Source organism: Nocardioides sp. cx-169, from assembly GCF_021083605.1.
Lineage (GTDB): Bacteria > Actinomycetota > Actinomycetes > Propionibacteriales > Nocardioidaceae > Nocardioides.
Genome location: NZ_JAJNRO010000005.1, coordinates 22,919 through 44,768, shown reverse-complemented (window position 1 = coordinate 44,768; position 21,850 = coordinate 22,919). Strand labels below are relative to the sequence as shown.

General features: G+C 71.4%; 25 protein-coding genes. 11 read left to right on the top strand and 14 right to left on the bottom strand.

The window, feature by feature from the left end; all coding sequences use genetic code 11:
• The first annotated feature begins 35 nt into the window (after positions 1 to 35).
• The 4 genes from mce (at position 36) to LRP67_RS10125 (ending at position 4,482) form a co-directional block, all read left to right on the top strand.
• A complete protein-coding gene (gene mce / locus LRP67_RS10140) occupies positions 36 to 509 on the top strand; it encodes a methylmalonyl-CoA epimerase (protein WP_231270060.1) in 474 nt (157 codons plus the stop codon).
• 58 nt (positions 510 to 567) lie between these two features.
• On the top strand, positions 568 to 1,920 hold the full coding sequence (gene ccrA / locus LRP67_RS10135; protein ID WP_231270059.1) for a crotonyl-CoA carboxylase/reductase: 1,353 nt from the start codon (positions 568 to 570) through the stop codon (positions 1,918 to 1,920).
• Positions 1,921 to 2,098: 178 nt separating this feature from the next.
• A complete protein-coding gene (locus tag LRP67_RS10130) occupies positions 2,099 to 3,319 on the top strand; it encodes a hypothetical protein (RefSeq protein WP_231270058.1) in 1,221 nt (406 codons plus the stop codon).
• On the top strand, positions 3,316 to 4,482 hold the full coding sequence (locus LRP67_RS10125) for an AI-2E family transporter (protein ID WP_231270057.1): 1,167 nt from the start codon (positions 3,316 to 3,318) through the stop codon (positions 4,480 to 4,482). The genes LRP67_RS10130 and LRP67_RS10125 overlap by 4 nt, the downstream gene beginning before the upstream one ends.
• Before the next feature lie 14 nt (positions 4,483 to 4,496).
• On the opposite strand, the gene LRP67_RS10120 is transcribed toward LRP67_RS10125, so the two are convergent.
• The gene (locus tag LRP67_RS10120) at positions 4,497 to 5,288 is read right to left on the bottom strand and encodes a hypothetical protein (RefSeq protein ID WP_231270056.1); all 792 of its coding nucleotides are present in this window, start codon (positions 5,286 to 5,288) and stop codon (positions 4,497 to 4,499) included.
• A 170-nt stretch (positions 5,289 to 5,458) separates the two neighbouring features.
• Entirely contained in the window at positions 5,459 to 6,430 is a 972-nt protein-coding gene (locus LRP67_RS10115; RefSeq protein ID WP_231270055.1) for an EamA family transporter, read from the bottom strand.
• A 38-nt stretch (positions 6,431 to 6,468) separates the two neighbouring features.
• On the opposite strand from LRP67_RS10115, the gene LRP67_RS10110 reads away from it, so the two are divergent.
• Positions 6,469 to 7,011 (top strand): CGNR zinc finger domain-containing protein, encoded by a 543-nt coding sequence (locus LRP67_RS10110; RefSeq protein ID WP_231270054.1) that lies wholly within the window; start codon positions 6,469 to 6,471, stop codon positions 7,009 to 7,011.
• Positions 7,012 to 7,029: 18 nt separating this feature from the next.
• Here LRP67_RS10110 and LRP67_RS10105 read toward each other — a convergent pair whose 3' ends face one another.
• Positions 7,030 to 7,803: an alpha/beta fold hydrolase gene (locus LRP67_RS10105; RefSeq protein ID WP_308189728.1), complete on the bottom strand. Its 774-nt coding sequence runs from the start codon at positions 7,801 to 7,803 to the stop codon at positions 7,030 to 7,032.
• Positions 7,797 to 8,567: an endo alpha-1,4 polygalactosaminidase gene (locus tag LRP67_RS10100; protein ID WP_231270053.1), complete on the bottom strand. Its 771-nt coding sequence runs from the start codon at positions 8,565 to 8,567 to the stop codon at positions 7,797 to 7,799. Before LRP67_RS10100 ends, LRP67_RS10105 begins: the two co-directional genes overlap by 7 nt.
• A 38-nt stretch (positions 8,568 to 8,605) precedes the next feature.
• Between LRP67_RS10100 and LRP67_RS10095 the strand changes: the two genes are divergently transcribed.
• Both LRP67_RS10095 and LRP67_RS10090 read left to right on the top strand, forming a co-directional pair.
• Positions 8,606 to 9,088 (top strand): SRPBCC family protein, encoded by a 483-nt coding sequence (locus LRP67_RS10095; protein WP_231270052.1) that lies wholly within the window; start codon positions 8,606 to 8,608, stop codon positions 9,086 to 9,088.
• A 1-nt stretch (position 9,089) separates the two neighbouring features.
• Positions 9,090 to 10,007: a hypothetical protein gene (locus LRP67_RS10090; protein WP_231270051.1), complete on the top strand. Its 918-nt coding sequence runs from the start codon at positions 9,090 to 9,092 to the stop codon at positions 10,005 to 10,007.
• A 12-nt stretch (positions 10,008 to 10,019) separates the two neighbouring features.
• On the opposite strand, the gene LRP67_RS10085 is transcribed toward LRP67_RS10090, so the two are convergent.
• Complete coding sequence (locus LRP67_RS10085) at positions 10,020 to 11,822, bottom strand: 3-hydroxyacyl-CoA dehydrogenase family protein (RefSeq protein ID WP_231270050.1); 1,803 nt, start codon at positions 11,820 to 11,822, stop codon at positions 10,020 to 10,022.
• 57 nt (positions 11,823 to 11,879) lie between these two features.
• The gene (locus tag LRP67_RS10080) at positions 11,880 to 12,413 is read right to left on the bottom strand and encodes a GNAT family N-acetyltransferase (protein WP_231270049.1); all 534 of its coding nucleotides are present in this window, start codon (positions 12,411 to 12,413) and stop codon (positions 11,880 to 11,882) included.
• Positions 12,414 to 12,438: 25 nt separating this feature from the next.
• On the opposite strand from LRP67_RS10080, the gene nucS reads away from it, so the two are divergent.
• The 3 genes from nucS (at position 12,439) to LRP67_RS10065 (ending at position 14,006) form a co-directional block, all read left to right on the top strand.
• Positions 12,439 to 13,125 (top strand): endonuclease NucS, encoded by a 687-nt coding sequence (gene nucS / locus LRP67_RS10075; RefSeq protein ID WP_231270048.1) that lies wholly within the window; start codon positions 12,439 to 12,441, stop codon positions 13,123 to 13,125.
• Positions 13,126 to 13,203: 78 nt separating this feature from the next.
• Entirely contained in the window at positions 13,204 to 13,419 is a 216-nt protein-coding gene (locus tag LRP67_RS10070) for a hypothetical protein (protein WP_231270047.1), read from the top strand.
• A gap of 59 nt (positions 13,420 to 13,478) precedes the next feature.
• Complete coding sequence (locus LRP67_RS10065) at positions 13,479 to 14,006, top strand: DUF952 domain-containing protein (protein ID WP_231270046.1); 528 nt, start codon at positions 13,479 to 13,481, stop codon at positions 14,004 to 14,006.
• A 51-nt stretch (positions 14,007 to 14,057) separates the two neighbouring features.
• Here LRP67_RS10065 and LRP67_RS10060 read toward each other — a convergent pair whose 3' ends face one another.
• The 6 genes from LRP67_RS10060 to LRP67_RS10035 form a co-directional block, all read right to left on the bottom strand.
• A complete protein-coding gene (locus tag LRP67_RS10060) occupies positions 14,058 to 15,365 on the bottom strand; it encodes a DUF222 domain-containing protein (RefSeq protein ID WP_231270045.1) in 1,308 nt (435 codons plus the stop codon).
• Between the two features lie 79 nt (positions 15,366 to 15,444).
• A complete protein-coding gene (locus LRP67_RS10055; protein ID WP_231270044.1) occupies positions 15,445 to 16,266 on the bottom strand; it encodes an FAD-dependent oxidoreductase in 822 nt (273 codons plus the stop codon).
• Between the two features lie 31 nt (positions 16,267 to 16,297).
• Complete coding sequence (locus LRP67_RS10050) at positions 16,298 to 16,822, bottom strand: ferritin (RefSeq protein WP_231270043.1); 525 nt, start codon at positions 16,820 to 16,822, stop codon at positions 16,298 to 16,300.
• 28 nt (positions 16,823 to 16,850) lie between these two features.
• Positions 16,851 to 17,057 (bottom strand): hypothetical protein, encoded by a 207-nt coding sequence (locus tag LRP67_RS10045; protein ID WP_231270042.1) that lies wholly within the window; start codon positions 17,055 to 17,057, stop codon positions 16,851 to 16,853.
• A 57-nt stretch (positions 17,058 to 17,114) separates the two neighbouring features.
• Positions 17,115 to 19,112: a protein meaA gene (locus tag LRP67_RS10040; protein WP_374107409.1), complete on the bottom strand. Its 1,998-nt coding sequence runs from the start codon at positions 19,110 to 19,112 to the stop codon at positions 17,115 to 17,117.
• An 88-nt stretch (positions 19,113 to 19,200) separates the two neighbouring features.
• Positions 19,201 to 19,506, bottom strand: coding sequence for an STAS domain-containing protein (locus LRP67_RS10035; protein WP_231243922.1), 306 nt, complete (start codon positions 19,504 to 19,506; stop codon positions 19,201 to 19,203).
• Positions 19,507 to 19,613: 107 nt separating this feature from the next.
• On the opposite strand from LRP67_RS10035, the gene LRP67_RS10030 reads away from it, so the two are divergent.
• The gene (locus tag LRP67_RS10030; protein WP_231270040.1) at positions 19,614 to 20,201 is read left to right on the top strand and encodes a cob(I)yrinic acid a,c-diamide adenosyltransferase; all 588 of its coding nucleotides are present in this window, start codon (positions 19,614 to 19,616) and stop codon (positions 20,199 to 20,201) included.
• Here the strand turns inward: LRP67_RS10030 and LRP67_RS10025 are convergent.
• Both LRP67_RS10025 and LRP67_RS10020 read right to left on the bottom strand, forming a co-directional pair.
• Positions 20,188 to 21,363 (bottom strand): MFS transporter, encoded by a 1,176-nt coding sequence (locus LRP67_RS10025; protein WP_231270039.1) that lies wholly within the window; start codon positions 21,361 to 21,363, stop codon positions 20,188 to 20,190. The genes LRP67_RS10030 and LRP67_RS10025 overlap by 14 nt on opposite strands.
• The gene (locus LRP67_RS10020) at positions 21,360 to 21,800 is read right to left on the bottom strand and encodes a DUF2550 domain-containing protein (protein ID WP_231243919.1); all 441 of its coding nucleotides are present in this window, start codon (positions 21,798 to 21,800) and stop codon (positions 21,360 to 21,362) included. Before LRP67_RS10020 ends, LRP67_RS10025 begins: the two co-directional genes overlap by 4 nt.
• Positions 21,801 to 21,850 lie beyond the last annotated feature (50 nt).

The window sequence follows — 21,850 nt, the reverse complement described above, 5'->3', positions numbered from 1 at the left end:
CGCGGCGCGGACGCCGGCATACGACCATGTGGCCCATGACCGCACCGACCGACCCGACCGCCGATCTGCCCGCCGATCTGCCCCGCCACCTGTTCACCGCCATCGACCACGTCGGCATCGCCGTGCCCGACCTCGACGTCGCGATCGCGTTCTACCGCGACACCTTCGGCATGGAGCTGGCCCACGAGGAGGTCAACGAGGAGCAGGGCGTCCGGGAGGCGATGATCGCGGTCGGCGACTCCGGGTCCTGCATCCAGCTGCTGGCGCCGCTGAACGAGGACTCCACGATCGCGAAGTTCCTCGACCGCTCCGGGCCGGGCGTGCAGCAGATGGCCTACCGGGTCACCGACGTCGAGGCCGTCAGCGCGATCCTGCGCGAGCGCGGCGTCCGCCTGCTCTACGACGCCCCCAGGCGCGGGACGGCCGACTCGCGGATCAACTTCATCCACCCCAAGGACGCCGGCGGCGTGCTCGTCGAGCTCGTCCAGCCCGCGGCCTCCTCGCACTGAGGCGTTACTCGCCGGTAATATCCGCACGACCCACGACCCGGACCACCAGGAGCCTGACGTGCAGCACATCCTCGATGCCATCCTCGCCGCCTCTGACAGTCCCGGAAGCGTCGCCCCGGAGGACTTCGCGAGCCTCTCCCTGCCCGAGTCCTACCGCGCGGTGACCGTGCACAAGGACGAGGTGGAGATGTTCGAAGGGGTGGAGACCCGCGACAAGGACCCGCGCAAGTCGCTGCACCTCGACGACGTGCCGCTGCCCGAGCTCGGTCCGGGCGAGGCGTACGTCGCCGTGATGGCCTCCGCGATCAACTACAACACCGTGTGGACCTCGATCTTCGAGCCGGTCTCCACGTTCGGGTTCCTGGAGCGCTACGGGCGTCAGTCGGAGCTCACCAAGCGCCATGACCTGCCCTACCACGTGGTCGGCTCCGACCTGGCCGGCGTCGTCCTCAAGACCGGCCCCGGCGTCACGAAGTGGAAGCCCGGCACCGAGGTCGTCGCGCACTGTCTCTCGGTGGAGCTCGAGGACCCCGACGGCCACGACGACACGATGCTCGACCCGCAGCAGCGGATCTGGGGCTTCGAGACCAACTTCGGCGGCCTGGCCGAGATCGCGCTGGTCAAGTCCAACCAGCTGATGCCCAAGCCGGCCCACCTGACCTGGGAGGAGGCCGCCTCCCCCGGCCTGGTCAACTCCACGGCGTACCGCCAGCTGGTCTCCAAGAACGGCGGCAACATGAAGCAGGGCGACAACGTCCTGGTGTGGGGCGCCTCGGGCGGCCTCGGCGGCTTCGCCACGCAGTACGCGCTCAACGGCGGCGCGACCCCGGTCTGCGTGGTCTCCAACGAGGAGAAGGCGGCGATCGCCCGGAGCATGGGCGCGGAGCTGATCATCAACCGCTCCGAGGAGGGCTACCGGTTCTGGAAGGACGAGCACACCCAGGACCCGAAGGAGTGGAAGCGCTTCGGCGCCAAGATCCGCGAGCTCACCGGTGGGGAGGACATCGACATCGTCTTCGAACACCCCGGCCGCGAGACCTTCGGTGCCAGCGTCTACGTGACCCGCAAGGGCGGCACCATCACCACCTGCGCCTCGACCTCGGGCTACATGCACGAGTACGACAACCGCTACCTGTGGATGAACCTCAAGCGGATCATCTCCTCCCACTTCGCCAACTACCGCGAGTCGTGGGAGGCGAACCGCCTCATCGCCAAGGGCATGATCCACCCCACCCTCTCGCGTACCTACGGCCTGGACGACGTCGGCCAGGCCGCGCTCGACGTCCACAAGAACGCCCACCAGGGCAAGGTCGGCGTCCTGTGCCTCAGCCCCGAGGAGGGTCTGGGCGTCCGCGACCACGAGCTCCGCGAGCAGCACCTCACCGCGATCAACCGCTTCCGCGGCGTCTGAGCCGCACGTCCTCCCCGCTGACCCGTCAGAAACTCTCTGACGGGTCAGCGGCGGGTTGTTGCAAGTTGGTGACGGGTGACCGGACATGAACCCATCAGGCTGGGTTCTTTCCGGCGGATCAGGGAGGATGGGGCCGCACGTCCCGTCTGCACTCCGACCACAGCGAGGTAACTCCCCCATGAGCGACCAGGGTCTGTCCATCTTCGACCACGAGCCCGAGGGCGCCGACACGGATGCGGAGACGACACAGGTCATCCCCGTGACGCAGGAGCGACCCGCCGGGCAGAGCGCCGAGGCTGAGCGGAGCAAGGGGCAGCGGCCGGTCATCCCGCCCCCGCCGACCGAGCGCACCCAGGCCGCCCCGGCGGCGCCCCCGCGTGCCGCCGCGCCGGCGCCCGCGCCGACCACTGGCGACCTGCCCGTCGTACGTCGTGGCGGCTACGACAAGGCCGCGGTCGACGCCCGCGTGACCCAGCTCGCGCGTGACAAGGCCGGGCTGAGCGCGAGCCTGACCCAGTCCGAGCAGCGGGTCCTCGAGCTCGAGTCCGAGCTGCAGGACCTGCGCAGCCAGGCCGCCGAGCTCAAGAACCCCTCCTACGCCGGGCTCGGCGGGCGGGCCAGCGCCATGTTGCGACTCGCCGAGGAGGAGGCCAGCGAGATCCGGGCGACCGCCGACCGCGACGCCACCGAGATTCGGGAGCAGGCCGCCCGCGACGCCAAGGCCATCCGGGCCGAGGCCACCCGCGAGGCGCAGGACATGCGCACCGTCCAGCTGCGCGAGCTCGAGCAGACCCGGATCCGGATCCTCGCCGACGCCGAGCAGGAGCGCACCCTGGCCAAGGCCGAGGCCGAGGATCTCCTCGCCTCGGCCACACGCGAGGCCGACCAGCTCCGGCTCGCCGCCCGGCAGGAGACGACCGAGATGCGCACCTCTGCGACGCGCGAGGTCGAGCAGGCCCGGGCTGCGGCCGACCGCGAGGTGCAGGAGGCGCGGCGCACGCTGGCGGTGGAGAAGGAGCGGCTCGCCCGCGAGGCCACCGACCACCACAACAGTGCCACCGCGGAGACCAAGCGTCTCGTCGAGGAGGCCGAGCAGCGCGCCGCCGCCGCCGAGCAGCGCGCGAGCGAGGCGAGCAAGCAGGCCGCCGAGAACCGCGCCGCCGCCCAGACCGAGGCGGAGGCCCTGCTGGCCCGCGCCCGGCGCGAAGCCGAGCAGATCGTCGCGTCGGCCCGCAGCCAGGCGGAGTCGGTGGAGAGCACCGGGCACGCCGAGGTCGAGCGCGAGATCGCCGCGCGACGCGCGGAGCTCGATCGCCTGATGAAGCGTCGTGACGCCATCACCGCCCAGCTCGCCTCGCTGCGAGATGTCGTCGCCGGGTTCGGCGAGGACGAGAGTTGAGCGAGGGACCGGAGGACGCCAAGGCGACCGCCCCGCAGGCGAGGACGGCGACCGCGCACACCGAGACTGCTGGCGAGCACGTGGACGAGCGGCAGTTCGGCCCCCAGGAGGAGTACGGCGCCCAGGGTGTGCCCTTCGAGCGCCGTTCCCCCTTCTACCTCGGCTTCTTCGGCGCCCTCGGCGCCCTGCTCGCCTACTTCCTCTGGTCCGCCCTCATGGGTATCGGGTCGACCCTGATCCTGATCGTCGTGTCGTTGTTCCTCGCCGCCGGCCTCAACCCGTCGGTCGAGGCGCTGGAGCGGCGCGGGCTGCGGCGCAGCTGGGCGGTCACCGCGGTCATCACCGCGTTCCTGGCGGCCGTCGCGCTGTTCGTGGTCGCGATCGTCCCGGTCATCACCGACCAGGTCACCGCCATCACCAAGAGCGCCCCCGAGTGGCTGGAGCAACTGCAGAAGAACCGGCAGATCCAGAAGCTCGACGACGAGTACGACATCATCTCCAAGGTCCAGGACTACGTCGCCAACGGCGACTTCGTCAGCGGCATCTTCGGCGGGGTGCTCGGGGTCGGCCTGAAGATCCTGGGCGCGCTGTTCAACGCGTTCATCATCCTGGTCCTCACGCTGTACTTCCTCAGCTCGCTTGAGAAGACCAAGCAGGCGTTCTACCGCCTGGCCCCTGCCTCGCGTCGTAGCCGAGTCACGCTGCTCGGCGACCAGATCATCCGCAACGTCGGCGGCTACGTGTCCGGGGCGTTCATCGTGGCCCTGTGCGCCGGGATCTCCACGCTGGTGTTCCTGTTCATCGTGGGCCTGGGTCAGTACGCCGTTGCGCTGGCGTTCGTAGTGGCGCTCCTGGATGTCATCCCGATGATCGGCGCGACCCTCGGCGCGGTGGTCGTCACCGCGATCGCGACCGCCACCGACATCAAGACCGGCATCTTCTGCGCGATCTTCTTCCTGATCTACCAGCAGGTCGAGAACTACGTCATCTACCCGCGGGTGATGTCGAAGTCCGTCGACCTGCCGGGGGCGGTCATCGTCATCGCGGCCCTCATCGGGGCCGGACTGCTCGGCGTCGTCGGTGCACTGCTCGCCATCCCCACCGCGGCGGCGATCATGCTGATCCTGCGCGAGGTGGTCGTACGTAGACAGGACGCGCGGTAGCGCCCGGACCTGGATCAGCCCTGAGGGCCGATGAAGTAGTCGCCGAAGGCCTGCGAGCGCATCGACGACGGCCCGTGCACGACCGCCTTGATGCCCTCGACGGCCCATGGCTCGACCATCTCGGGCGTCAGACGCACGGTCTCGAGGCCGCCGAGCCGGTCGGCCCCCACGGCGATCCCAGGGCAGAAGGTGTGCACGACGTCGCGTCGCAGGACCTCGCCGTCCTCGGTGCCGATCTCGAGCACGACCCACTCCCCCTCCGCGTAGTCGATCGTGGGGCACTGGTCGCGCGGCCGGTCGCCCTGGGCGAGCGCCGCGAGGTAGGCCTGCAACGCCTCGCGCCCGAGCGTCGTGGCGTAGTCGAGCTCGGCCCGCTCGAAGTCCGGCCGGGGGTCCCCAGGTGAGTGGTAGACGCACACGTTGAGCACCCGGCCGTCCCGCTCGGCGTCGCCCGGCACTACGGCCGGGAAGCCCGACTGCTGCACCTCGAGATCGGCCATGCAGGTCTCGCCACCGGTGGCCGATGCGAGGATCTGCTCACGCAGTGCCGCATCGGTGCTCCCCACGGTGAGCCGGGTCCCGTCCACCTCGACGGTCTCCTGCACGAACCCGTCCCCGAGGTCGACCGTGCCCGGCCCGACAGCCGCGTCGAACCACAGGTACGAGGCCTCCGGCCGGCCGGCCTGGTCGGCCAGCACGCACATGTCGCTCAGCATGACGGGGCGACCGACGTACGGCGCGGACCGGTCCTCGGTGGGCACCAGGGCTCCCGGACCGAAGCAGAACGACGGCGGGTCACCGGCCACCGTCGCGAACGGCGCGGTCCCCCAGCCCCAGTCGGCCGGAACGTCGACGGCCAGGTCGTGCCAGTACTCGGTGCGCGTCGCGCTGCGTCGCCGGGACCGTGGTCACCCCTCCATCCATGCACGACTGACGTGCGCGCGGGGGGATTCGTTGCGCCGACCGGGCGACTTTCTCACTCGTGGACGAGCAGGCTGTCGGGTACGTCACGCTCGCCCAGCTTGACGCCCACGACCCCGGCCAGGATGAGCAGTCCGCCGAGCAGCTGCAGGCCGTTGGGCAGCTCCTCGAGCAGCAGCCATGCCCACAGCACCCCCGCCACGACCTCGATCAGGGCCACGAAGGACGCGACGCGAGAGCCCAACCGCCGGATCGCGAAGATCCCGGTGACGTAGGCAATGGCGGCGGTGACAACGCCGAGCAGCGCGAGCGGCACCCACCAGGCGTACGACGAGCCGGCCATCGTGACGTCCTGGGTCGAGGAGGACATCGGCAGGACGCCCACCAGCCCGAGCAGGCCCAGCGACGCGCCGCCCACGATCAGGCCTCCCGCGGCCAGCGCGAGCGCGGGCAGTCCGCTGTCCTCGTGGGCCGAGATCAGGAAGTACGCCGCGGCGCCGACCATCGCGCCCAGCGCCCACAGCACGCCGGGCACGCTGAGGCCGGCACCGGAGAGCAGGTCGAGCACCAGCACCAGCCCCAGCGCCGCCAGGCCGGCGCCGGCCAGCGTGAGCGGACCCGGGCGCTCGCCCTTGCGCACCCACAGCCAGACCACGACCGCAGCCGGAGCCGTGTACTCGATCAGCAGCGCCGGGCCCACCTGCATGTGACCGACAGCCGAGAAGTAGCAGAACTGAGCGCCCGCGACGGCGAGCAGCCCGTAGGTGAGCACCAGTGCCAGGTTGGGCCGCACGGCGTCCCATCGCCCGCGCATCGCGTAGGCGCCGAACGGCGCCACGAGGACCGCGGCCACCGAGATCCGGACGAGGACCACCGAGCCGGGGGTCCAGCCGGTGTCCAGCAGCCCACGGGCCAGCGCGCCCGAGAGCCCGAAGGTCAGCGCCGAGACCAGCGCCAGGGCCAACCCCCCGACCGTGCGCGACGCCCCCGCGGAAGGGCCGAGGTCGTCACGAGTCATGGTGGCCATGGGTCATGACACTAAATGACATGCAGTAACCTGTCAACGTGGTCTTCGCTCATGACACCGAGACGGCCCTCCAGGCGGCGGCGACGCTGGTCAACTCCGAGGACGACGACGGCGACACGCTGACCTCCGTGGCCGACCTGGACGAGTTCTTCGAGCGGTTCGAGTACACAGGTCGCCGCGACCGCGACCGGGCCGAGCTCGACGCCGTACGCGCGCTCCGGCCGGCGCTCCGCACGCTGCTGACCTCCGAGCGCGACCAGGCCGTCGAGATCGTCAACGAGATGCTGGCCGCTGCCCGGGCGGTCCCCCGGCTGGTGCGCCACGACCGCTTCGACTGGCACCTGCACGCGGTCGACGCCGACGCCCCCCTGGCCACGCGGATCGTCGTCGAGACCGCGATGGCGATGATCGACGTCATCCGCGCCGACGAGCTCTCGCGCCTCGCGCTGTGCTCCGACGACGACTGCAACGGCGTCGTCGTCGACCTCTCGCGCAACCGCTCGCGCCGCTTCTGCTCCACCTCCTGCGGCAACCGCAACGCGGTCGCCGCCTACCGCGCCCGCCAGGCGAGCGGCGGCTGAGCCGCACCCTGCCCGCGGTCAGCTCGCGAGGAAGCGACGCAGCACCTCGACGAAGACCTCGGGCTGCTCGGAGTGCACCCAGTGGCCGGCGTTCTTGACCGTCACCTTGCGGTTCTGCGGGAACCAGCGGTTCATCGCGTCGCCGTACTCGTCCTTGACGTACGGCGAGGTCTGGCCGGCCACCCACAGCACCGGGCCGGGGTACGGCGCGGCGGGGTCGAGCCGGTCGTCCGGCCAGCCGCCGAGCACGGCGAGGTCGCGACCGAGCACCTCGAGGTTGGGCTGCCACGCCCAGGAGTCGCCGTCGCGGCGCAGGTTCTGCAGCAGGAAGCTGCGCACCGTGCGGTTCGGCACCGCGTCGGCGAGCGCCTCGTCGGCGTCGCTGCGGCGGGTCAGCGCGTCCAGGTCCAGCCTCTGCATCGCGTCGATGAAGCCCTCGAACTCCGTGCGCCCGTGGTAGTCGACCGGCGAGATGTCGACGACGCAGAGCCGCTCGACCAGCTCGGGGTGGCGCAGCGCGAGCACCATGGCGGTCTTGCCGCCCATCGAGTGGCCCACGAGCGAGACGCGGTCGTCGGCGGAGAAGAGCCCGGCCACCTCGTCGGCCATGTCGAGGTAGTCGACCCGGTCGTGCCAGTCCGACCGGCCGTGGTTGGGCATGTCGACCAGCAGGACCCGGTGGTCGGCGGCGAGCGCCTTGGCGACCGTGGTCCAGTTCTTCCCCTGACCGAAGAGCCCGTGGCAGAAGGCCACCAGCGGACCGGACTCCCCCAGCGTCGTGGTGTTCAGCACCAGGCCCGCCGCCCGTCGGGGCGCAGCGCGCGGTCACGGAGCACGACGGCGAGCCGGTCGCCGAACTGCGCACAGGTCTTCTCGAAGTCCTGCTCGCGGTACTCGATCACCAGCACCCGGGCGCCGTAGGCCGACGTGTAGGCGCCGCACTCGTCGTAGCGCCCGCACTCCTCGGCCACGGCGAAGTCGAAGCCGACCCGCGTGCCGTCGTAGCCCGCGAGGTTCTTCTGCCCCGCCGCCAGGCCGGCTCGGTGGGCGCCCCGGACCAGCAGACGAGCCATCGCCACCGCGTGCTTGCGCCGCAGCATCCCCTGGCTGCGGGTGAACGAGTCGAGGTTGTCGTACTCCACCGCGGCGAAGCCGTCGGCGGCACAGCCGCGGGTCCAGCGGCCCATGATCCGCGCGATCGCCTGGCGCTGGCGCGCCGTGCGCAGGTCGAGCAGCCACTCGCCCCATGTCTCGTCGACCACCGCCCGGCCGTCCTTCTTGAGCACCAGCCACCACCGCGCGCGCCAGAAGCGCCGCTCGTCCGGCTGGGTCTGGAAGCCGTTGACGTAGCAGACGTTGTAGCGGCCGGCGGCGGGCTCGGCGCCGCGGTCGCGCACGACGATCCCGACGTGCGGCGGCAGCGCCCGGGCCCCACCGAGCTGGTAGTCGACGTCGGTGCCGGCCGGCGGCTGCTCGACCTCGGCGTACGACGGCGCGGCGCCGAGCCCGCCGAGGAGGACGCCGAGCAGCAGGACGAGGAGCAGGGCGCGACGCATGCGCACGAACCTATCCCTTGCGGTGACAAGATCGCGGGGTGACCGACACCCGCATCGAGGCCGAGCGGCTCATCGCCGCGCCCGCCGCCGACATCTTCGCGCTGCTCTGCGACCCGCAGGGCCACGTCGCCATCGACTCCTCCGGGATGCTCCAGGGGGCGGAGGGCGAGCCCGTGCGCGCCTCCGGCGACTCCTTCGTGGTCCACATGGACCGCGAGGCCCTCAACGACTTCCCCGAGATGGGCCGCTACGACGTCACGGTCACCATCCGCGACCTCGAGCCGGACCGGCTGATCTCCTGGACCGTGCTGGGCCGCATCCGTCCGCAGATCGGTCACGTCTACGGCTACCGCCTCGAGCCGGCCGAGGGCGGCACGCGCGTCACGTCGTTCTACGACTGGTCCGACATCGCCCCCGAGTGGCGCGACGCCGGCATCTTCCCGGTGCTCTCCGAGAACGCCCTACGCGGCACGCTCGGCATCCTCGACCGCACCGCACGTCGCGGCTACCCCCGGGGCTGACGTGCGCATCGAGGTGCAGTCCGTCGAGGCGCTGCGGTTCGAGGACGGCTCCCCCGTGCGCGCGGCGTCGGCGATCGCGGCGTTCGGCGACGGCTTCCTGATCAGCCAGGACGACGCGACTTCGGCCTGCTGGTGGCGCTCCGGCGTCGGGACGCCGGTCAGGGTGCTGCCGCCGGTCGACGGCCACGACTCGTTCTCGGAGACCGAGGGCACCAAGGCGCTCAAACCCGACCTCGAGGCGGCGCTCGACGTGGTCCTCGACGGCTCCCCTGCCGTGCTGATGCTCGGCTCCGGCTCGACCGCCGCGCGGATGCGAGCGGTGCTCGTCGGTCTGCGCGACGGCGTTCCCTGGGCGGCGTCGCGCGACCTGTCGCCGCTCTACGCGCGGGTGGCCGCCCTGCTCGACATCGAACCCGAGCAGGTCAACCTCGAGGGCGCGTGCGTCGTCGAGGGGGTCCTGCGGTGGTTCCACCGCGGCCGACCGACCGTCGGACTTCCCAGCAGCAGCGTCGAGCTCGACCTGACGGCGCTGGTCGCCACGGTCGCCGGGCGCGTCGAGCCCGCCGACCTGCACCCGACCGGCGTACAGACCATTGAGGTGGGTGAGGTCGACGGCGTCGGCCTCGCGGTCACCGACGCGGTGACGCTGTCGGAGGACCGGGTGCTGGTCTGTGCCGCCGCCGAGGACAGCCCCAACGCCTACGACGACGGGCCGGTGCGCGGCTCGGCGCTCGCGGTGCTCGACGGCACCCGCGTGCACGCCACCGCGCCGCTGCCGGACATCGGGGGGCGGGTCGCCAAGGTCGAGGGACTGGCCGTCCTGGAGTGGGACGGGCGCAGCGGCCGGGTCCTCGCCGTCGTCGACGAGGATGACCCGGGCGCAGCCTCGGCCCTGCTCACCCTGCGGGTGAGCCTGTGAGCCGGTCGCGGCTCAGCGCTGGCTGTAGTCGCGGAACCCGCGCTTGGTCTTGCGGCCGAGGTAGCCCGCGGTGACCAGGTGCTCGAGCAGCGGCGCCGGCGCGAAGCCGGGCTCGCGGAACTCCAGGTAGAGCTCGCGCTGGATCGCCAGCGACACGTCGTTGCCCACCACGTCGAGCAGCTCGAACGGACCCATCGGCAGCGCGCAGCCCTGCTTCATGGCCAGGTCGATGTCGTCGGCCGTCGCGTAGTGCGCCTCGAGCATCTTGACCGCGTCGTTGAGGTAGGGGAACAGCAGCGCGTTGACGATGAAGCCGGCGCGGTCGCCGCAGGAGACGGCCACCTTGCCCACCTTCGCGCACAGGGCGCGGGTGGTCTCCGTGACATCCTCGGAGGTCGACACGGTGGAGACCACCTCGACCAGCTTCATGATCGTGGCCGGGTTGAAGAAGTGCATCCCGACGACGTCCTGCGGGCGACTGGTCACCTTGGCCATCGCGATGATCGGCAGGCTGGAGGTGGTCGTGGCGAGGATGGCGCCTGGCTTGCAGATCTCGTCGAGGTTCTCGAAGAGCGTGGTCTTGATCGCCAGGTCCTCCGCGATCGCCTCGACCACGATGTCGACGCCGCTGAGGTCGTCGAGGCTGGTGGAGCCACTGACCCGTGCGAGGACCTCCGCCTTGGCCTCCTCAGTCGCCTTGCCGCGCTGGATCTGCTTGTCGAAGCCCTTGGTGATGGTCGCGGTCACTCCGGCGACCTTGTCGGCGCTGCGACCGACGTACAGGACGTCGTAACCGGCCTTGGCGAAGACCTCCACGATGCCGCTGGCCATCGTTCCGGTGCCGACCACGCCGACCTGGTTGATCTCGTGCTTGAGCTGCGGCGACTCGTCGGCCGACGGGGTCTTGTCGTCGTCGACCACCACCGGGCTGTCGGGCCCCTCGTAGGTGTAGAAGCCCCGGCCGGTCTTGCGGCCGAGCAGCCCGGCGGTGACCATCTGCTTGAGGATCGGCGTCGGCGCGTGCAGGCGGTCGCGCCCCTGGCGGTACATCGTCTCGAGGATCTCGTAGGCGGTGTCGAGGCCGATCAGGTCGAGCAGGGCCAGCGGCCCCATCGGGTAGCCGCAGCCGTAGCGCATGGCGGCGTCGATGTCCTCGCGCGAGGCGTACCTGCCCTCGAACATGGACGCGGCGTGGTTGAGGTAGCCGAAGAGGAGGGTGTTGGCGATGAAGCCGGCCTTGTCGCCGCAGACCACCGGGCTCTTGCCGAGGCCGACGACGAGGTCCTTCACGTCGTCGAGGACGGCGGGCTCGGTGACGACCGTGCGGACGATCTCGACGAGGTTCTGGACGGGCGCGGGGTTGAAGAAGTGCAGGCCGAGGACCCGGCCCGGCGAGGAGGTGGCGGTCGAGATCTCGGTGACCGACAGCGACGAGGTGTTGGTCGCGAGGATCGCCTCGGAGGAGACGACGGCGTCGAGCTCGCGGAAGATCGTCTTCTTCGTCTCCAGCGACTCCACGACGGCCTCCACCACCAGGTCCGCGTCGGCAAGGTCTCCGAGCGAGGTGGTGAACGTGATCCGCCCGAGCAGCTCGGCCTGCTCGGCCACGGTGAGCTTCTCGCGCTTCACGGCACGATCGGTCGAGTTCGCCAGGTGCTGGCGCCCGCGCTCGAGGCCCTCTTCGTTCTGCTCGACCCCGACGACGCCGAAGCCGTGGCGGGCGAAGACCTCGGCGATGCCGGCGCCCATGGTGCCGAGCCCGACCACGCCGATCGTGGTGAACGTGCGGGCAGATGTCTCAGGCGTGCTCGTCATGGCGGGCATCATCGCACGCCCCACGGGCCCGCGGCTGTGGGGCAACTCACCAGTAACTTAGGGGTGCAGCGGCCGTCGCAGAGGGGCCGCCATCACCACCCGCGGCCCGTGCCGGTCCAACCCGAGAGCCCGCTCGAGCCCCCGCTGTCGTACCTCGAACGGCTCGGGTCGGCTCGCCTCGACGAAGCCGAGCCGCGCGTAGAACGGCCCGTTCCACGGCAGGTCGCGGTACGTCGTCAACGAGAGCCGGTCGAAGCCCGCGTCCCAGGCCTCGCGCATCGCCTCGCGCACCAGCGCGGAGCCGAGGCCCTGCCGACCGTGGTCCGGGTGCACCGACAGCTGTGCGAGGTGCGCGAACCCGTCGACGTAGGTCACGTGGGCGAAGCCGGTCGGCGCGCCGACCTCCCCCGTCACCAGCAGGAAGCCGGGGATGACGACGCGGTCCCGCCCGTCCTGGCCAGGTGCTGCCAGGGGGTCGCCGGCCAGGTCGCCGAGGACCGCCTCGAACAGCGGGACCGCGGCCTCCTCGATGGCCTGGAGGTGCCGCAGGTCGGCGGCGCGGGCGTGCCGGACGGCGTGATGGTGGTGCACGACGCTCACTGTAGATTCATCGCCCGTGAGGATCGTCGTTGCGCGCTGCCAGGTCGACTACGCCGGACGGCTGACGGCGCACCTGCCGATGGCGACCCGGGTGCTGATGATCAAGGCGGACGGGTCGGTGCTCGTCCACTCCGACGGCGGCTCCTACAAGCCCCTCAACTGGATGTCGCCCCCGTGTACGTTGCGCGAGGGCACCACCGAGGACGGGCAGGTGGAGTGGACGGTCACCAACCCCAAGACCGACGACACGCTGCGGATCCTGCTCGAGGAGGTCGTCTCGGACTCCTCCCACGACCTCGGCATCGACCCCGGGCTGCAGAAGGACGGCGTGGAGAAGCACCTCCAGGCCCTCCTCGCCGACCACCCCGCCACGCTCGCCGAGGGCCTCACCCTGGTCCGCCGTGAGTACCCGACCGCGATCGGGCCAGTCGACCTCATGTGCCGCGACGCCCTCGGGGTCAGCGTGGCCGTGGAGATCAAGCGCCGCGGCGACATCGACGGCGTCGAGCAGCTCACCCGCTACCTCGAGCTGCTCAACCGCGACCCGCTCCTCACCGGCAACGGCGCCGTCCGCGGCATCTTCGCCGCCCAGGAGATCAAGCCGCAGGCCCGCGTCCTCGCCGCCGACCGCGGCATCGCCTGCGCCGTCGTCGACTACGACGCGCTGCGCGGCCTCGACGACCCGAGTCACCGGCTCTTCTAGGCCGGCCGGCTCGCCCGTCGTCCACAGGCGCGCGGGCGTCGGTGGCGGGCCCCGGGGCGACCGGCATACGGTGACGACATGAGCACCGATCCCGGCATGAGTCGCCGCGTGACGCGACTCGAGAACGACACGGAGTCGATCGACGACCTCCTCACCGGAGTCCGCACGACCCTGGACGACCACACCCGCCGCTTCGAGGTACTGCAGACCCGGTTCGACGGACTCGAGGGCCGGTTCGACGGCGTCGAGGAGACCCTGCGCGAGGTCGTGCGACGGCTTCCCGAGCCGTCGTGAGACCGCGCCGACCGCACCTGCCGGCTCGACGCTCCCGCCACCGGCCGGTCTGATCTGGCATGCGCATCTTCCACATCGCCACCGCCGCCGAGTGGGACTCGGGGCGCGCCGCAGGCGCCTACGCCACCTCCACCCTCGGGCGCACGCTCGCCGAGGAGGGCTACATCCACGCCAGCCGCGGCGACCAGTGGCAGGGCGTGCGCGAGCGCTACTACTCCGGCGTCACCGAGCCGCTGGTGCTTCTCGTCATCGACACCGACCGGCTCACCTCCCCCGTCGTCGACGAGCGCGTCGGGGATGGGCCCGAGACCTTCCCCCACGTCTACGGCCCGATCAACCCCGATGCCGTCGTCCAGACCCTCCCCCTCGACGACCGCACGGCAGCCGCCGCCGGCGCCTCGTTCTCCCAGCTCTTCCTCGGGGAGGTGACGCACCGGGTGGTGCTGGCCATCATCGCCATGACCACCGCCCTCGTCGGCGCGCTGATCGGCGCCCTCGTCGTCCCCGACCCCGGCGCCGCCGTCGGCCTGCTCATCGGCTTCGCCGTCGGCATCGCTGCGGCCGTCCTCGTCCACCGCCGCCGCTGAGGCGGTTCCCGGACCTGCCGGCAGCCCCGCCGGTGGCGAGGTGTGGGGCGCTCAGGTTCGTCGGCGCCCGGGCGGCGGCAGGGGGTCGGTGCCGGTGTGGTCGCGGCGGTAGGCGAACCCGTGCGGTGAGTGCCACAGGTAGGTGCCCCGGTCCAGTACGTCGTAGGTCCAGCCGCCGTGGGTCTTGAGGCGGTGGTGCCCGCGACAGAGGGGTGCGGAGTTGCACGAGCACGTCGGTCCGGCCTCGTCGTAGGGGATCACGTCGTCGTGGTCGCACCGCTCGGCGGGCCGGGTACACCAGGGAAAAACGCAGGTGTGGTCGACGAGGTCGTCCTGCTCGACCAGCCGGTCGGGGTGCTCGTAGGCCGCGACATGGAGGTGGTCGGCCAGGTCACGCACGGGTTTGACGTTGATCGTGGTGGTCCCGGTGGCACCGCACCACTGACGGATCGTCTCGAGCAGCACCGGCTTGCGCCCGCATCTGCCGACGGTCACGTTCGGGTCCCCGAACACCCCAGCCTCGTGCACGTGCAGATCGACTACCCGCACCACCTTCACCACCGGCGGCACGGGAGCCTCGAGGGAAGCCTCGAAACCACCCCCGAGGTCCTCATCACCGAACGGGAGCGTCTCCTGCCCCCGAGCCAGATCACCAGCGGCCTGCGCCCGTCGTACGTCGAGCGGCTCACTCGACCCCGCCGCCTTCCGGTCGGCCGCGAGGCGGCTGATCGCGGCGTCGAAGTCGAGCGCATCCTGCGCATCCAGGGTCCCGGATACCTCGATGGTGCCTTCGAGGGACATGTCGTCCTTGTGCACGTCGAGCTTGCGCCCGTCCGCGGCCTGGCGGCGCAGCTTCTCGGCCTGCTCGGGGTCGAATCTGGCCATCGCGGTCGCGATCTGGCGCTCAATTTCGGCGTAGGAGACCTTGTGCGCGCAGTAGCCGACCTGCAGGTCCACGTGGGCGGCACCTGCCACAGGCAGGCACTTGGTGTGCTCGGCGATCCAGCGTGCCTTCCAGAACCCCAGCTCCCCGGCCTCCACGCGGGCCCAGATCCTGGGGAGGCGGAACCTGATCTCGAGCGCGGCGCCGACGTAGCTTTTCGCGGAGTCGGTCGACATCCCCAACGCGGCGCCGAGCTCCATGACCGCAAACTCACTCACCATCGGGGCGCCGGGCCCGGCCAAGGGGATGCCGCGGTCGCTGAAGACCGCGGCGTCGTCCTCGTCGTGGGTCTCGTGGAGCTGGCACCAGTCAAGCGTCAGGTGAAGGCAGCCGAGCTCGGCGTCGATCGCGGCCTGGGTGTGCGCGCGGACACCGTCGAGCAGTTGTCTGCTCTGGTCGGGTCCGGTGCTGGTCATGGGTCTACTCAAGCACCCGCCACCGACAGTCAGGGGCCCAAGAATGCCTTTATCCACAAGGGATTCAAGACTTTCCGGATCAGGCGAGCAGCGAGACCACGTCGTCGGCGCAGCCCCAGCTGAGCGCGATCCCGGCGTCGCCGTGGCCGTAGCAGTGGACGACCCGGCCCTCGCGCTCGAGTCGGATGCTGGGGCGGGTGGGGCGCAGGCCGACCCGGTGCTGCAGGACGCGGGCGCAGCCGAGCTCCGGGACCAGACGGGAGGCCCGCTCGATGAGGAGGGCGGCGGTGTCCGGCGAAGGGGTGCGGCTCCAGTCACCGTGCTCGTGGGTGCCGCCGACGACGATGTCGTGCTCGCGCGGCACGATGTACGGCGCCTCCGGGCCGGCGCCGAGCCACCAACGGTCCAGCCCGTGCTGCTCGAGGTGGACCACCTGCCCGCGCACGGGCGTGATGGAGGCGTCGGCGGCGAGGAGGCGCGAGCCGATCCCGGAGCAGTTGACGACCGCGTCGCCCCCTATCGGCAGCGTGCGCAGGTTGAGCCGGGTCACCGTGCCGCCCAGGGCCTCGACCCGGGCGCGCAGCCAGGACAGGTAGCGGGGCATCTCCGCCACCGGCGCGACCAGGCTGCGCCCCGAGGGGAGCTCCGTCCCCGGCACCATCCGTACGCCGGTCTGGCGGGCGGCGGCGAGGGCCGCGAAGCTCTCCCCGGACCGGGCGGACCACGAGACGGCCCTCGGGTCGACCGGCTCACCCCCGACGTGGCACAGGGCGGCGGCGACGGCGGAGGTCGTCTCCAGCGGCAGGTCGCGCGCGACCACATCGACCCGGTGGCCGGCCTCGAGCAGCCGCACGGCGCAGCTCAGCCCCACGACTCCGGCGCCCACGACGATCACCCGCATGGCCCGAGTGTGCCCGAGGGACCGCGAGGCGTCAGCCGCCGGCGACTCGCGGCGCGGTGGGGTCGCCGTCGTCGCTCCTCTGCTCGCGGGCGACGTACTCCTCGATGTCCTCGATGCCGTCGCGGTTGCGAGTGACGACGGCCAGCAGGTCGCTCATCGTGGCGACCTCCTCGACCTGCTCCTTGATGAACCACTGGACGAACTGCTCGGAGGCGTAGTCGTTCTCCTCGCGGGCGATGCGCAGCAGGGTGTTGATCTCCTCGGTGACCCGCTTCTCCTGCGCCAGCGCGAGCGCCACCGGCGCCACGACGTCCTCGAAGCGCGAGACCGGCGCATCGACGCCGGGGATGAGCGCCTCCACGTCGGTGTCGAGGAGGTACTGCACCATCATCAGGGCGTGGTCGCGCTCCTCGAGCGCCTGCGTGTAGAAGAACGCCGCCATCTGCGGCATCGTCTTGGCGTCGTAGTAGACCGCGCACGCGAGGTACTGGTTGTGCGCGGCGAGCTCGTTGCCGATCTGCAGGTTCAGCTGCTCGGCGAAGCGGGGTGCGGTCATGTGGCCAGTCTGGCAGGCCCCCGGCGCGTCAGGCGGCCTTGGCGAGCTTCTTCTTGGTGACCTTCTTGCCGTCCACCGTGACCAGCTTGCGCTTCTTGACGGTGTAGCCCTCGGGCAGCGTGCCCTCCTTGAGCATCCGCAGCGGGCACCGCTCGCACTTCGTCTTGGAGACGCAGCACTCGGTCTTCGGCAGCTTCCTCACCGACGACTTGGCGGAGGCCTTCTTCTTGGGCACGAAGGGGAGGCTAACACAACTTAGGGTCCCCTTCTGTGATCGCCGCCACTTCGCAGATCAGCCCAGGTCGTGCGCCCGGCGGATCACGTCGACGATGCCGCCCATGATCTCGGTGAGCCCGAAGTCCTTGGGCGTGTAGACCGCCGCGACGCCGAGCTCGCGCAGCCGCCGACCGTCGGAGTCGGGGATGATCCCGCCCACGATCACCGGCACGTCGCCGAGCCCGGCCTCCTTCAGCCCGTCGAGGACGTCGGGCACGAGCTCCATGTGGGAGCCGGACAGGATCGACAGCCCGACGCAGTGCACGTCCTCGGCCACCGCGGCCGACACGATCTGCTCCGGGGTCAGCCGGATGCCCTGGTAGATCACCTCGAACCCCGCGTCGCGGGCCCGCACCGCCACCTGCTCTGCACCGTTGGAGTGCCCGTCCAGGCCCGGCTTGCCGACCAGCAGCCGCAGCCGCCCCCCGAGCTCCTCGCCGGTCGCCCGCACCCGCTCCCGTACGCCGGTCAGCTCGGCGCCGGCCTCGGCCGACCCCACGGCGCCGCTGACACCCGTGGGCGCGCGGAACTCGCCGAACACCTCGCGCAGCGTGCCGGCCCACTCCCCCGTGGTCGCGCCTGCCCGGGCGGCCGCCAGCGTGGCCGCCATGAGGTTGTCGGTGGTCTTCGCGGCCTCGGCCAGCGCCGCCAGCGCGGCGGCGACCTCGGCCTCGTCGCGCTGCCCCTTCCACTGCGCCACCGACGCCAGTGCTGACTGCTCGGCCCGCGGGTCGGCGGCCATGATGGCGGCGTCGAGGTCGGCGGTGAGCGGGGACGGCTCGGTCGTCTCGTAGACGTTGACCCCCACCACCTTCTCCTCACCGCTCTCGATGCGCGCGCGGCGGGCGGCGTGGGCGGAGACCAGCGCCTGCTTCATGTAGCCGGACTCGACGGCCGCGATGGCACCGCCCATCGCCTGGACCCGGTCGATCTCGGCGCGGGCGCCCTCGACCAGCTCGGCCACCTTGGCCTCGATCACCTTCGAGCCGTCGAAGATGTCCTCGTACTCCAGCAGGTCGGACTCGAAGGCCAGCACCTGCTGCAGCCGCAGCGACCACTGCTGGTCCCACGGCCGCGGCAGCCCGAGTGCCTCGTTCCACGCCGGCAGCTGGACCGCGCGGGCGCGGGCCTTCTTCGAGAGCGTCACCCCGAGCATCTCCAGCACGATGCGCTGCACGTTGTTCTCGGGCTGGGCCTCGGTGAGCCCCAGGGAGTTGACCTGCACGCCGTACCGGAAGCGGCGCATCTTGGGGTCCTGCACGCCGTACCGCTCCCGCGTGATCTCGTCCCACAGCTCCACGAACGCGCGCATCTTGCACGTCTCCTCGACGAAGCGGACGCCGGCGTTGACGAAGAACGAGATCCGGCCGACGACCTTCTCGAAGTCCTCCTCGGAGACCTGACCGGAGGCCTTCACCTGGTCGAGCACCGCGATGGCCGTGCACAGCGCGTAGGCCAGCTCCTGCGTCGGCGTCGCCCCGGCCTCCTGCAGGTGGTAGCTGCAGATGTTGATCGGGTTCCACTTGGGAATCTGGTGGACCGTGTAGGAGATCATGTCGCCGATCAGCCGGAGCGAGTGCTCCGGCGGGAAGACGTAGGTCCCCCGCGACAGGTACTCCTTGATGATGTCGTTCTGGGTCGTCCCGGCCAGCTGGCCGGCGACCTCCTCGGGCGTCAGCTCGGGGTTCTGCTCCTCGGCGACCACCTGGTAGAGCGCGAGCAGCCACATGGCCGTCGCGTTGATGGTCATCGACGTGTTCATCGACGTCAGCGGAATGTCGGCGAAGAGCTTGCGCATCTCGCCGAGGTGCGGCACCGGGACACCGACCTTGCCGACCTCGCCTCGGGCGAGCGGCGAGTCCGGGTCGTAGCCGGTCTGCGTGGGCAGGTCGAAGGCCACCGATAGCCCGGTCTGCCCCTTCGCGAGGTTGCCACGGTAGAGCGCGTTGGACGCGGTCGCGGTCGAGTGGCCGGCGTAAGTACGCATCACCCAGGGGCGGTCCTTCTCGGTCATGGGTCCGAGGGTAGGACGAGACCTACTACTTGGTAACCGGTGCCTCGTGTGGGATGTCCGACACACCGGGCAGTTCCCCGGCCGGGGCTCAGGCGGTCGCGGCCTCGCGCTCGAGCTCGACCACGCGGATCAGGCGCGAGATGTGCAGCATCCGGCGTACGGCGGGGCCGCAGCCGCGCAGCGTGAGGTGGTGTCCGTCGCGGACGGCGAGCCGGGTGGCGAAGGCCAGGACCTTGAGCGCGGTGTGGTCGACCGTCGCCACGCCGGAGAGGTCGACGACGACGTCGTCGTAGGTGTGCAGCTGGTCGTGCAGGGCGTTGCGCACCTCCCACGTGCTGCGCACGTCGAAGTCACCGCTCAGCACCAGCGTGGGGCCGTCGAACGCGATGTCCATGCCTGCCTCGTCTCCCGACATCATCCACTGTCACCCACTATGACGCGCTTCACACCCCGCAGGTTGCACCCACGCCTGCGAAAGTTTCCGGGCGCTAGGGTCGGCGCATGGTCAACCTCACCCGGATCTACACGCGCACCGGCGACGCCGGTGAGACCCGCCTCGGGGACATGAGCCTCACCACGAAGAACGACCTGCGGCTGCACGCCTACGCCGACGTCGACGAGGCCAACGCGACGCTGGGGCTCGCGCTCGCCGCGGGCGGGCTGGAGCCGGACGTGGTGGCGGTGCTGACCCACGTGCAGAACGACCTCTTCGACGTCGGAGCGGACTTCTGCACGCCGGTCGTCGCGGAGCCCGAGTACCCCCCGCTCCGCGTCGAGCAGGAGTACGTCGACCGGCTCGAGAGCTGGTGCGACCACTACAACGAGGCGCTGGCGAGCCTGCGCTCCTTCATCCTCAGCGGGGGCACGGTGGGCGGAGCCCACCTCCACGTGGCGCGCACCGTCGTACGGCGTGCGGAGCGGTCGGCCTGGGCCGCCTTCGAGCAGCACGGCGAGTCCATGAACCGGCTGGCGATCACCTACCTCAACCGGCTCTCGGACCTGCTGTTCATCTTGGCCCGCCACGCCAACCGCGAGGTCGGGGACGTGCTCTGGGTCCCCGGCGGGGAGCGCGCGGCTAGGGACGACTGACGGCCTGGCTCCGCGGCTCCCCGGCCGCCAGGACCGCCGCTGCCGCGGGGCCCATCAGCACCGTCACGGCCAGCAGCGACTCGAGCGTGCCCACCGCATCACCCAGCGCCCCGAGCAGGGGCGGACCGGTGAGGAACGCCGCGTAGCCGATCGTCGCCACCACGCTGACCCGAGCACCGGCCCGGGCCGGGTCGTCGGCCGCAGCGCTCATCCCGACCGGGAAGCCGAGCGCCGCCCCGATCCCCCAGATCAGGATGCCGACGGCTGCCACGACCGGGCTGCCCCCGACGACCGTGAGCAGCGTCCCGGCGGCCACCGCCCCCGCGGAGGCCCACAGGACCGGACGGCGCCCGAAGCGGTCCAGGGCGGCCGGGCCCAGCAGCCGGCCCGTGGTCATCGCGGTGACGAACAAGGCGTAGCCGCTCACCCCGACCCAGTCGGGGGCGTCGTAGCCGTCGATGACGGCCAGCGCCAGCCAGTCCGTGGCGGAGCCCTCCGCGACGGCGAAGGTGAGGACCATCAGCCCGATGGCGAGGGTGCGCCGCTCGGTCCAGGCGGAGCGCGCCGGGGCCCGGTCGTGCTCCGGCGCGGCCTTGACGGGCAGGAACTCCCGCACCGCCAGGAGGGCGGCGGCGAGGGCGAGCAGCGCCACCGCGCCCAGGTGGGCCTGCACAGGGGCGCCCCACGCGGACATGGCAACGCCCACGGCGGCGCCGCCGATGTTGCCGAAGGACCAGCCGGCGTGGAAGCGCGGCATGATCGTGCGCCCCAGCAGCCGCTCCACCTCGGCGCCCTCGACGTTCATCGCGACGTCCCAGATCCCGTTGCCGACGCCGTAGAGGAAGAGCCCGGCGGCCGCGGCGGGCACCGAGCCGGCCGTGAAGGCGCCGACCGCACAGGTGAGGAGTCCGAGGGCGGTGAAGACCGCGGCGATGCGCACCACGGTCGCGGCGCTGCTCCACGCCACCAGACGACCCGCCGTGGGGAGGGACAGCACGGAGCCGGCGGCGATCGCCAGCAGGAGCAGCCCGAGCGCGCCGTTGTCGAGATCGAGGCGATCGCGCAGGGCCGGCACCCGCGAGACCAGGCTCGCCATCAGCACGCCGTTGACCGCGAACGCCGCGGCGACCGCCCGCTTGGAGACGAGCAGCGACCCGGTCACCGGGACCAGTCGGTGCCGGGCGGCCGTGCCTCCAGCCAGGACTGGAAGCCGGTGAGCGAGGCCTGGCTCAGGGCCAGCTCGACCTCGCCCGCCGCGGTCTGGCAGTGGATGACGACGTGGTCGGGGTAGAGCGAGACCTGCTCCGCACCCTGCTGCTCGCGACGACCGTCATAGGTCAGGTCGTCACGCGCCCAGACCCGCTTGGGCCGCGGGGCCAGCGAGAACAGGCGGAACCACTCGAGGTGTTGGCCCGAGTAGCGTCCCAGCCCGAGCACCCAGCCGCGCCCGGCCTTGTCGGACCGGACGCGGTAGCTGAGCTCGAAGGTGCCGCCGTGACGGGACAGGACGCGCCGCCGTACGACGAGCGCGACACCGTAGCTGAGGACCAGGAGCAGAAGGACACCGGCGATGTCGATGAGCCACTGCCACCATGCCATTCGGTCCCGTCCTCCCTTGGTCGCAGCAGCCTATCGGGAGCACGAACGGC